An 11,547-nucleotide genomic window follows, 5' to 3' on the forward strand; every position below is an offset into this window, starting at 1 on the left:
CACCCGATACGATCCGACAAGCGTTGCGGCGAAAAACTATGGTCTCAGACCGGCGTTTTCACCACCGCAGGCTCCAGCTCGGGCGCCAGCGGCGCGGTCTCGCGAGGCTGTGGCAGGATCAGGTTGAGCAGCAGGGCGGTGATGCCGCCACTGGTGATCGCCGAGTCGAACAGGTTCTGCACCAGCTTGGGCAGGTGGTGCAGCAGCTCCGGTTGCGAGGCGATGCCCAGGCCGACGCCGAACGAGGTGGCGATGATCAGCATGTTGCGCCGGTCCAGCGAGGTCTGCGCGAGGATGCGCACGCCGGCAGCCGCGACACTGCCGAACATCACCAGGGTAGCGCCGCCCAGCACCGGCTTGGGAATCTGCTGCAGCACGGCGCCGATGGCCGGGATCAGCCCGAGCATGAACAGCAGCGCGCCGATGTACAGGCCGACGTAGCGGCTGGCCACGCCGGTCAGCTGTATGACGCCGTTGTTCTGGGCAAAGGTAGTGTTGGGGAAGGCGCTGAAGGTTGCGGCGAGCATACAGCTGACGCCGTCACCCAGCACGCCGCCCTTGAGCCGGGCGATATAGCTCGGCCCGCTGATGGGTTCGCGCGACAGCATGCAGTTGGCCGTCAGGTCGCCCACCGTCTCGATGGTGCTGATCAGGTAGATCAATGCCACCGGCAGGAAGGCGCTCCAGTCGAAGGCGAAACCGAACTTGAACGGCAGCGGCACGCTGATCAGCGGCAGCGCGGGCAGCGCCTGGGGCACCAGCTTGCCGCTGAACCAGGCGGCGATGCTGCCCAGGGCCAGGCCGATGATGATCGCCGACAGGCGAATCCACGGCGTGTTCGAGCGGTTGAGCAGGATGATCACCACCAGCACGAAGGCGCCCAGGCCGAGGTTGCCCGGGGCGCCGAAGTCGGCCGCGCCGAAGCCGCCGCCCAGGTCGGTGACGCCGACCTTGATCAGGCTGATGCCAATCAGGGTGATGACGATGCCGGTCACCAGCGGTGTGATGACCCGGCGCAGCTGGCCGATGAAGCGGCTGAGGACGATCTGCACCAGGCCGCCGAAGAAGCACACACCGAACACCATCGCCATGATGTCCTCGGGGCTGCCGCCGCGTGCCTTGACCATGAAGCCGGCCGACAGCACGGCGCCGAGGAAGGCGAAGCTGGTGCCTTGCAGGCAGATCATGCCGGCGCCGATGCCGAATGGCCGCCGCGCCTGAATGAAGGTGCCGACCCCGGACACCATCAGGGCCATGCTGATCAGGTAGGGCATGTGCGCGCCGAGGCCCAGGGCCGAACCGATGATCAACGGCGGGGTGATGATGCCGACGAAACTGGCCAGCACATGCTGCAGGGCGGCCAGCACGGCGGCCATGGGATTGGGGCGGTCGTTGAGGCCGTAGATCAAATCGTTAGGGGCGGATGATTCTGGGGGCATGGCTGTCTCGGTGCAGTCGGGAGGGCAGATGCCGGATGACTGCAAAAAGCTGTCCAACCGATCAGCAACCTGTTGTGCTCGATGGTGAATCCGCTTGTGAAACAACGAGATAAAATTTTTATCGGCCCGCCAGGGCTCATCCTGCGGTTGCCGCCAGGCTTTCCAGAAAGCTTTCCAGCACCAAATGGGGGCGGCGGCCCTTGCGCGTGACCCACGACAGGCTCAGGTCATAAAAGCGCTGGCTCGGCTTGAGGGCGCGCAACCGGCCCTGCTGGACCCAGAACATGGCGTAGTGATCGGGCAGGTAGCCAATATAGCGCCCGGTGAGGATCAGAAACGCCATGCCTTCGCGGTCCGACGCGCTGGCCGTACAGTTGAGGGCCTGGTAGCGCGCCTGAATGTCGGCCGGCAGGCGAAAGGTCGGGGCGATGGCTTCCTGGGCATTCAGGCGCGGGTCGTCAAGCTGGCCGTCGTCGGCATAGAACAGCGGGTGGCCGACGGCGCAGTAAAGTAGCGAGCGTTCGCTGTACAGCGGCTGATATTCCAGCCCGGACAGCGCGCTGGCCTGGGGCACCACGCCAACGTGCAGGCTGCCGTCGAGCACCCCTTGCTCGACCTGGCTGGGGGCGATCATGCGTATCTGGATGCGCACGTCCGGGCCGCGGTCCTTGAGCTGGGCCAGGGCATGGGTGATGCGCATGTGCGGCAGGGTCACCAGGTTGTCGGTCAGGCCGATGTTCAGTTCGCCGCGCAGGTGCTGGTGCAGGCCGTTGACCTCGGTGCGAAAGTTCTCCAGGGCGCCGAGCAGTTGCAGCGCCGACTGATACACCTCGCGCCCCTCCTCGGTCAGCGAGAAACCGGCGCGCCCGCGTTGGCACAGGCGCAGCCCGAGCCGCTGCTCGAGGTCGCTCATCTGCTGGCTGATGGCCGAGCGGCCGATGCCCAGCACGTTCTCGGCAGCGGAGAAGCCGCCACACTCGACTACGCTGCGATAGATCTTTAACAGGCGGATGTCGAAGTCGCTGACTTGGGCGAGGGGGTCGGGTCTGCGGCTCATTGTTTAGTGGGCGCCTGACTGAGGATCTGAAAAGTGGGATTTTCCAGACTTTATCGCCGTGCCAATTTAGCTGCAACCGGTCTTCTCGCCTATCACGCCCTGAGGTATTGCCATGAACATGCCTGAAAAAGCCCCGGCTGGCATCGCCAGCCAGCTCAAGCTCGACGCCCACTGGATGCCCTACACCGCCAACCGCAGTTTCCAGCGCGACCCGCGAATCATCGTCGCGGCCCACGGTAGCTACCTGACCGACGACCAGGGCCGGCAGATCTACGACAGCCTGTCGGGCCTGTGGACCTGCGGCGCCGGGCACACCCGCAAGGAAATCCAGGAAGCGGTGTCGCGCCAGCTGGGCGTGCTCGACTACTCCCCGGCGTTCCAGTACGGCCATCCACTGTCCTTCCAGCTGGCGGAAAAAATCACCGAGCTGACCCCGGGCAAGCTCGATCACGTCTTCTATACCAACTCCGGTTCCGAGTGCGCCGATACTGCCGTGAAAATGGTCCGCGCCTATTGGCGTCTCAAGGGCCAGGCCACCAAGACCAAGCTGATCGGCCGCGCCCGTGGCTACCACGGCGTCAACGTCGCCGGCACCAGCCTGGGTGGGGTCAACGGCAACCGCAAGATGTTCGGCCAGCTGATGGACGTCGACCACCTGCCGCACACCTTGCTGCCGGGCAATGTCTACTCCAAGGGTTCGCCCGAAGAGGGCGGTATTGCCTTGGCCGATGAAATGCTCAAGCTCATCGAGTTGCACGATGCGTCGAACATTGCTGCGCTGATCGTCGAGCCGATGGCCGGCTCGGCCGGCGTACTGCCGCCGCCCAAGGGCTACCTCAAGCGTCTGCGCGAGATCTGCGACCAGCACAACATCCTGCTGATCTTCGACGAAGTCATTACCGGCTTTGGCCGTACCGGCTCGATGTTCGGCGCCGACACCTTCGGGGTGACGCCAGACCTGATGTGCATCGCCAAGCAGGTCACCAACGGCGCCATCCCCATGGGCGCGGTGATTGCCAGCAGCGAGATCTACCAGACCTTCATGAACCAGCCGACGCCGGAATACGCCGTCGAGTTTCCCCATGGCTATACCTACTCGGCGCACCCGGTGGCCTGCGCGGCCGGCCTGGCGGCTCTGGAGCTGCTGCAAAAGGAAAACCTGGTACAGCGCGCCGCCGAATTGGCGCCGCACTTCGAGCAAGTGCTGCACGGGGTGAAAGGCGCGAAGAACATTGTCGACATCCGCAACTTCGGCCTGGCCGGCGCCATCCAGCTGGCGGCCCGCGACGGTGACGCCATCGTGCGGCCGTATGAGGTTTCGATGAAACTGTGGAAAGCCGGCTTCTATGTACGCTTCGGCGGCGACACCTTGCAGTTCGGGCCAACCTTCAATGCCCAGCCGCAGGACCTCGACCGCCTGTTCGACGCCGTCGGCGAAGCCCTGAACCAGGTCGATTGATTTCATTCCGGAGATTATTTGCATGAGCACTATCCAACACCTGATCCACGGCGAGCTGGTCAGCAGCGGCGAGCGTAGCGCCGACGTCTACAACCCATCGACCGGCCAGGTGATCCATCAATTGCCGCTGGCCACTCGCGACACCGTGCAGCAGGCCATCGATTCGGCGAAAAAAGCCTTCCCGGCCTGGCGCAACACGCCACCGGCCAAGCGCGCCCAGGTCATGTTCCGCTTCAAGCAGCTGCTCGAGCAGAACGAAGCGAGAATCTCCCAACGGATCAGCGAGGAGCATGGCAAGACCCTGGAAGACGCCGCCGGTGAACTGAAACGCGGCATCGAGAACGTCGAGTACGCCTGCGCAGCACCGGAAATCCTCAAGGGCGAGTACAGCCGCAACGTCGGGCCGAACATCGATGCCTGGTCCGACTTCCAGCCGCTGGGCGTGGTGGCCGGCATCACCCCGTTCAACTTCCCGGCCATGGTGCCATTGTGGATGTACCCACTGGCCATTGCCTGCGGCAACTGCTTCATCCTCAAACCATCGGAGCGTGATCCGAGCTCGACGCTGCTGATTGCCCAGTTGCTCCATGAAGCAGGCTTGCCGGCAGGCGTGCTCAACGTGGTGCACGGCGACAAGGTGGCGGTGGATGCGCTGATCGAGGCGCCCGAGGTCAAGGCGCTGAGCTTCGTCGGCTCCACGCCGATTGCCGAGTACATCTATAAGGAAGGCACTGCACGGGGCAAACGCGTGCAGGCTCTGGGCGGGGCGAAGAACCATGCGGTGCTGATGCCCGATGCCGATCTGGACAACGCGGTGAGCGCGCTCATGGGCGCGGCCTATGGTTCCTGCGGCGAGCGCTGCATGGCCATTTCGGTGGCGGTGTGTGTTGGCGACCAGGTGGCCGATGCCCTCGTGGCCAAACTGGTTCCGCAGATCCAGTCGCTGAAGATTGGTGCTGGCACTACCTGCGGCCTGGACATGGGGCCCCTGGTCACCGGGCAGGCGCGCGACAAGGTCAGCGGCTATGTGGAAGAGGGCGTTCGCGCCGGAGCCCAGCTGGTGGTGGACGGCCGTGGCTTGAGTGTGGCCGGCAACGAAGACGGCTTCTTTCTGGGTGGTTGCCTGTTCGACCGGGTTACGCCCGAGATGCGCATCTATAAAGAAGAGATCTTCGGGCCGGTGTTGTGCATCGTGCGTGTCGACAGCCTGGAAGCAGCCATGCAGCTGATCAACGACCATGAGTACGGCAATGGCACCTGCATCTTCACCCGTGACGGTGAAGCGGCCCGGTTGTTCTGCGACGAGATTGAAGTGGGTATGGTCGGCGTCAACGTACCCTTGCCGGTGCCTGTGGCCTATCACAGCTTTGGTGGCTGGAAGCGTTCGCTGTTTGGCGACCTGCATGCCTATGGCCCTGATGGCGTGCGTTTCTATACGCGGCGCAAGGCAATTACCCAGCGTTGGCCGCAACGGGCCAGCCATGAAGCTTCGCAATTCGCCTTCCCAAGCCTTTGAAATGCCTGAAAGGCGGCCCGCGAGGGCCGCCTTTTGCTTTATTTGAACTTTATGACGGTTTTTTGAATCCGGGGGGTTGACGGCCTCTCGGAACTCTCTATAATTCGCCCCACTTCCGGCGCAGACGAAACGGAAAACTCCTTGAGATTCAATGAGTTAACCGAAGTAAACAGCGAGGTGGTGCTTCGATACGGGCTTCGGTCTGACGATCGAAAGCGGTGAGAAAAGGTGGTTGACAGCGGTTTGAAACGCTGTAGAATTCGCCTCCCGCTGACGAGAGATCGAAGCGAGTCAAGTGTTTGGTTCTTAACGAGATTGTCGTTAAAAACTTCAAAATAAACCCTTGACAGGCTCTGAGGAAAGCGTAGAATGCGCGCCTCGGTTGAGACGAAAGAATCAACCAACCGCTCTTTAACAACTGAATCAAGCAATTCGTGTGGGTGCTTGTGAGATAAGACTGATCGTCACTAGATTATCAGCATCATAAGTTACTCCGCGAGAAATCAAAGATGTAACCAACGATTGCTGAGCCAAGTTTAGGGTTTTCTCAAAACCCATGCAGTATTGAACTGAAGAGTTTGATCATGGCTCAGATTGAACGCTGGCGGCAGGCCTAACACATGCAAGTCGAGCGGATGAGAAGAGCTTGCTCTTCGATTCAGCGGCGGACGGGTGAGTAATGCCTAGGAATCTGCCTGGTAGTGGGGGACAACGTTTCGAAAGGAACGCTAATACCGCATACGTCCTACGGGAGAAAGCAGGGGACCTTCGGGCCTTGCGCTATCAGATGAGCCTAGGTCGGATTAGCTAGTTGGTGGGGTAATGGCTCACCAAGGCGACGATCCGTAACTGGTCTGAGAGGATGATCAGTCACACTGGAACTGAGACACGGTCCAGACTCCTACGGGAGGCAGCAGTGGGGAATATTGGACAATGGGCGAAAGCCTGATCCAGCCATGCCGCGTGTGTGAAGAAGGTCTTCGGATTGTAAAGCACTTTAAGTTGGGAGGAAGGGTTGTTTCCTAATACGAAGCAATTTTGACGTTACCGACAGAATAAGCACCGGCTAACTCTGTGCCAGCAGCCGCGGTAATACAGAGGGTGCAAGCGTTAATCGGAATTACTGGGCGTAAAGCGCGCGTAGGTGGTTTGTTAAGTTGAATGTGAAATCCCCGGGCTCAACCTGGGAACTGCATCCAAAACTGGCAAGCTAGAGTAGGGTAGAGGGTGGTGGAATTTCCTGTGTAGCGGTGAAATGCGTAGATATAGGAAGGAACACCAGTGGCGAAGGCGACCACCTGGACTCATACTGACACTGAGGTGCGAAAGCGTGGGGAGCAAACAGGATTAGATACCCTGGTAGTCCACGCCGTAAACGATGTCAACTAGCCGTTGGGAGTCTTGAACTCTTAGTGGCGCAGCTAACGCATTAAGTTGACCGCCTGGGGAGTACGGCCGCAAGGTTAAAACTCAAATGAATTGACGGGGGCCCGCACAAGCGGTGGAGCATGTGGTTTAATTCGAAGCAACGCGAAGAACCTTACCAGGCCTTGACATCCAATGAACTTTCCAGAGATGGATTGGTGCCTTCGGGAACATTGAGACAGGTGCTGCATGGCTGTCGTCAGCTCGTGTCGTGAGATGTTGGGTTAAGTCCCGTAACGAGCGCAACCCTTGTCCTTAGTTACCAGCACGTTATGGTGGGCACTCTAAGGAGACTGCCGGTGACAAACCGGAGGAAGGTGGGGATGACGTCAAGTCATCATGGCCCTTACGGCCTGGGCTACACACGTGCTACAATGGTCGGTACAGAGGGTCGCCAAGCCGCGAGGTGGAGCTAATCTCACAAAACCGATCGTAGTCCGGATCGCAGTCTGCAACTCGACTGCGTGAAGTCGGAATCGCTAGTAATCGCGAATCAGAATGTCGCGGTGAATACGTTCCCGGGCCTTGTACACACCGCCCGTCACACCATGGGAGTGGGTTGCACCAGAAGTAGCTAGTCTAACCTTCGGGAGGACGGTTACCACGGTGTGATTCATGACTGGGGTGAAGTCGTAACAAGGTAGCCGTAGGGGAACCTGCGGCTGGATCACCTCCTTAATCGACGACATCATCTGTTTCATGAGCACCCACACGAATTGCTTGATTCATTGAAGAAGACGATAGAAGCAGCTTTATGCTCCAAGCTGATAGCTCACGCTAACGGCTACAAGCTCGAAATTGGGTCTGTAGCTCAGTTGGTTAGAGCGCACCCCTGATAAGGGTGAGGTCGGCAGTTCGAATCTGCCCAGACCCACCAATTTTGTGTGGGAAACGCCTGTAGAGATACGGGGCCATAGCTCAGCTGGGAGAGCGCCTGCCTTGCACGCAGGAGGTCAACGGTTCGATCCCGTTTGGCTCCACCATTACTGCTTCTGCCTTAAAGCTTAGAAATGAGCATTCCATCAGATGATTGATGAGTGAATGTTGATTTCTAGTCTTTGACTAGATCGTTCTTTAAAAATTTAGGTATGTGATAGAAGTATAGACTGGATGACACTTTCACTGGTGTTGTTCAGGCTAAGGTAAAATTTGTGAGTTACTCTCAATTGACTTGAGAAAGCAAATTTTCGGCGAATGTCGTCTTCACAGTATAACCAGATTGCTTGGGGTTATATAGTCAAGTGAAGAAGCGCATACGGTGGATGCCTTGGCAGTCAGAGGCGATGAAAGACGTGGTAGCCTGCGAAAAGCTTCGGGGAGTCGGCAAACAGACTGTGATCCGGAGATGTCTGAATGGGGGAACCCAGCTGTCATAAGACAGTTATCTTGTACTGAATACATAGGTGCAAGAGGCGAACCAGGGGAACTGAAACATCTAAGTACCCTGAGGAAAAGAAATCAACCGAGATTCCCTTAGTAGTGGCGAGCGAACGGGGACCAGCCCTTAAGTGGTTTGGAGATTAGCGGAACGCTCTGGAAAGTGCGGCCATAGTGGGTGATAGCCCTGTACGCGAAAATCTCCTTGTCATGAAATCGAGTAGGACGGAGCACGAGAAACTTTGTCTGAATATGGGGGGACCATCCTCCAAGGCTAAATACTACTGGCTGACCGATAGTGAACTAGTACCGTGAGGGAAAGGCGAAAAGAACCCCGGAGAGGGGAGTGAAATAGATCCTGAAATCGTATGCGTACAAGCAGTGGGAGCAGACTTTGTTCTGTGACTGCGTACCTTTTGTATAATGGGTCAGCGACTTATTTTCAGTGGCGAGCTTAACCGAATAGGGGAGGCGTAGCGAAAGCGAGTCTTAATAGGGCGTCTAGTCGCTGGGAATAGACCCGAAACCGGGCGATCTATCCATGGGCAGGTTGAAGGTTAGGTAACACTGACTGGAGGACCGAACCGACTACCGTTGAAAAGTTAGCGGATGACCTGTGGATCGGAGTGAAAGGCTAATCAAGCTCGGAGATAGCTGGTTCTCCTCGAAAGCTATTTAGGTAGCGCCTCATGTATCACTGTAGGGGGTAGAGCACTGTTTCGGCTAGGGGGTCATCCCGACTTACCAAACCGATGCAAACTCCGAATACCTACAAGTGCCGAGCATGGGAGACACACGGCGGGTGCTAACGTCCGTCGTGAAAAGGGAAACAACCCAGACCGTCAGCTAAGGTCCCAAAGTTATGGTTAAGTGGGAAACGATGTGGGAAGGCTTAGACAGCTAGGAGGTTGGCTTAGAAGCAGCCACCCTTTAAAGAAAGCGTAATAGCTCACTAGTCGAGTCGGCCTGCGCGGAAGATGTAACGGGGCTCAAACCATACACCGAAGCTACGGGTATCACGCAAGTGATGCGGTAGAGGAGCGTTCTGTAAGCCTGTGAAGGTGAGTTGAGAAGCTTGCTGGAGGTATCAGAAGTGCGAATGCTGACATGAGTAACGACAATGGGTGTGAAAAACACCCACGCCGAAAGACCAAGGTTTCCTGCGCAACGTTAATCGACGCAGGGTTAGTCGGTCCCTAAGGCGAGGCTGAAAAGCGTAGTCGATGGAAAACAGGTTAATATTCCTGTACTTCTGGTTACTGCGATGGAGGGACGGAGAAGGCTAGGCCAGCTTGGCGTTGGTTGTCCAAGTTTAAGGTGGTAGGCTGAGATCTTAGGTAAATCCGGGATCTTAAGGCCGAGAGCTGATGACGAGTGTCCTTTAGGACGCGAAGTGGTTGATGCCATGCTTCCAAGAAAAGCTTCTAAGCTTCAGGTAACCAGGAACCGTACCCCAAACCGACACAGGTGGTTGGGTAGAGAATACCAAGGCGCTTGAGAGAACTCGGGTGAAGGAACTAGGCAAAATGGCACCGTAACTTCGGGAGAAGGTGCGCCGGTGAGGGTGAAGGACTTGCTCCGTAAGCTCATGCCGGTCGAAGATACCAGGCCGCTGCGACTGTTTATTAAAAACACAGCACTCTGCAAACACGAAAGTGGACGTATAGGGTGTGACGCCTGCCCGGTGCCGGAAGGTTAATTGATGGGGTTAGCGCAAGCGAAGCTCTTGATCGAAGCCCCGGTAAACGGCGGCCGTAACTATAACGGTCCTAAGGTAGCGAAATTCCTTGTCGGGTAAGTTCCGACCTGCACGAATGGCGTAACGATGGCGGCGCTGTCTCCACCCGAGACTCAGTGAAATTGAAATCGCTGTGAAGATGCAGTGTATCCGCGGCTAGACGGAAAGACCCCGTGAACCTTTACTATAGCTTTGCACTGGACTTTGAATTTGCTTGTGTAGGATAGGTGGGAGGCTTTGAAGCGTGGACGCCAGTCTGCGTGGAGCCAACCTTGAAATACCACCCTGGCAACTTTGAGGTTCTAACTCAGGTCCGTTATCCGGATCGAGGACAGTGTATGGTGGGTAGTTTGACTGGGGCGGTCTCCTCCTAAAGAGTAACGGAGGAGTACGAAGGTGCGCTCAGACCGGTCGGAAATCGGTCGTAGAGTATAAAGGCAAAAGCGCGCTTGACTGCGAGACAGACACGTCGAGCAGGTACGAAAGTAGGTCTTAGTGATCCGGTGGTTCTGTATGGAAGGGCCATCGCTCAACGGATAAAAGGTACTCCGGGGATAACAGGCTGATACCGCCCAAGAGTTCATATCGACGGCGGTGTTTGGCACCTCGATGTCGGCTCATCACATCCTGGGGCTGAAGCCGGTCCCAAGGGTATGGCTGTTCGCCATTTAAAGTGGTACGCGAGCTGGGTTTAGAACGTCGTGAGACAGTTCGGTCCCTATCTGCCGTGGACGTTTGAGATTTGAGAGGGGCTGCTCCTAGTACGAGAGGACCGGAGTGGACGAACCTCTGGTGTTCCGGTTGTCACGCCAGTGGCATTGCCGGGTAGCTATGTTCGGGAAAGATAACCGCTGAAAGCATCTAAGCGGGAAACTTGCCTCAAGATGAGATCTCACTGGAACCTTGAGTTCCCTGAAGGGCCGTCGAAGACTACGACGTTGATAGGTGGGGTGTGTAAGCGCTGTGAGGCGTTGAGCTAACCCATACTAATTGCCCGTGAGGCTTGACCATATAACACCCAAGCAATTTGCGTCGAACGACCAGATTGCGGTGTTGTGAAGACGACAACAGCACGAAAATTTGCGACTCACAAACATCACATACCTGATTTGCCGAGCTGTCCCTCAAAAGACGCCTCAGCACCCGAATTTCTTGACGACCATAGAGCATTGGAACCACCTGATCCCATCCCGAACTCAGCAGTGAAACGATGCATCGCCGATGGTAGTGTGGGGTTTCCCCATGTGAGAGTAGGTCATCGTCAAGATTAAATTCCAGAACCCCGTCTGCTCGCGCAGATGGGGTTTTGTTTTTGTGCCTGGAAAACGCCCAAGGCAGGCCCAGCTGCCATGCAGGGCCTGGTGCAATGTGGGCAATGTGGGAGTGGGCGCAGCCCACGATTTTTTGATCCTGAGGATCAAACCGGTCTGGCGGCTTCGCCCCCTCCCACATATCTCCTCGCACATATCCCCATCCGCAACAGCCTTTCAACAGGCAGCCTGCGCCCCTTGTGGTAAGGTTTCCCCCCTCAGAAGC

4 protein-coding genes, 2 tRNA genes and 3 rRNA genes are annotated in these 11,547 nt (G+C 57.5%); 7 read left to right on the forward strand and 2 right to left on the reverse strand.

From position 1 onward, the window contains the following. Positions 1-44: 44 nt before the first annotated feature. Together SFA35_RS03850 and SFA35_RS03855 are read right to left on the reverse strand one after the other, a co-directional pair. Positions 45-1,439, reverse strand: a complete 1,395-nt coding sequence (locus SFA35_RS03850; RefSeq protein WP_414058489.1) for a uracil-xanthine permease family protein — start codon at positions 1,437-1,439, stop codon at positions 45-47. A 136-nt stretch (positions 1,440-1,575) separates the two neighbouring features. Further along, positions 1,576-2,496, reverse strand: coding sequence for a LysR family transcriptional regulator (locus SFA35_RS03855; RefSeq protein ID WP_320575384.1), 921 nt, complete (start codon positions 2,494-2,496; stop codon positions 1,576-1,578). 112 nt (positions 2,497-2,608) lie between these two features. On the opposite strand from SFA35_RS03855, the gene SFA35_RS03860 reads away from it, so the two are divergent. The 7 genes from SFA35_RS03860 to rrf all read left to right on the forward strand — a co-directional run bounded on the left by SFA35_RS03860 (position 2,609) and on the right by rrf (position 11,278). Beyond that, positions 2,609-3,955 (forward strand): aspartate aminotransferase family protein, encoded by a 1,347-nt coding sequence (locus SFA35_RS03860; protein WP_320575385.1) that lies wholly within the window; start codon positions 2,609-2,611, stop codon positions 3,953-3,955. Positions 3,956-3,977: 22 nt separating this feature from the next. Beyond that, positions 3,978-5,471: a CoA-acylating methylmalonate-semialdehyde dehydrogenase gene (locus SFA35_RS03865; protein WP_320575387.1), complete on the forward strand. Its 1,494-nt coding sequence runs from the start codon at positions 3,978-3,980 to the stop codon at positions 5,469-5,471. 566 nt (positions 5,472-6,037) lie between these two features. Continuing rightward, positions 6,038-7,574, forward strand: a 16S ribosomal RNA gene (locus SFA35_RS03870). Positions 7,575-7,696: 122 nt separating this feature from the next. Further along, positions 7,697-7,773: transfer RNA gene (locus SFA35_RS03875), tRNA-Ile, on the forward strand. 30 nt (positions 7,774-7,803) lie between these two features. Beyond that, positions 7,804-7,879 (forward strand) — tRNA-Ala (locus tag SFA35_RS03880). Between the two features lie 252 nt (positions 7,880-8,131). Beyond that, positions 8,132-11,022: ribosomal RNA gene (locus SFA35_RS03885) — 23S ribosomal RNA — on the forward strand. A 140-nt stretch (positions 11,023-11,162) separates the two neighbouring features. After that, positions 11,163-11,278: ribosomal RNA gene (gene rrf, locus SFA35_RS03890) — 5S ribosomal RNA — on the forward strand. The 16S, 23S and 5S rRNA genes sit together here with 2 tRNA genes alongside, the layout of an rRNA operon. The last annotated feature ends 269 nt before the right edge of the window (positions 11,279-11,547 follow it).

The sequence above is a fragment of the Pseudomonas sp. HR96 genome (assembly GCF_034059295.1).
GTDB lineage: Bacteria > Pseudomonadota > Gammaproteobacteria > Pseudomonadales > Pseudomonadaceae > Aquipseudomonas.

Coding starts and splice junctions, on each gene's coding strand:
- SFA35_RS03850 (WP_414058489.1), bottom strand. CDS start 1,439: ATGCCCCCAGAATCATCCGCCCCTAACGATTTGATCTACGGCCTCAAC.
- SFA35_RS03855 (WP_320575384.1), bottom strand. CDS start 2,496: ATGAGCCGCAGACCCGACCCCCTCGCCCAAGTCAGCGACTTCGACATC.
- SFA35_RS03860 (WP_320575385.1), top strand. CDS start 2,609: ATGAACATGCCTGAAAAAGCCCCGGCTGGCATCGCCAGCCAGCTCAAG.
- SFA35_RS03865 (WP_320575387.1), top strand. CDS start 3,978: ATGAGCACTATCCAACACCTGATCCACGGCGAGCTGGTCAGCAGCGGC.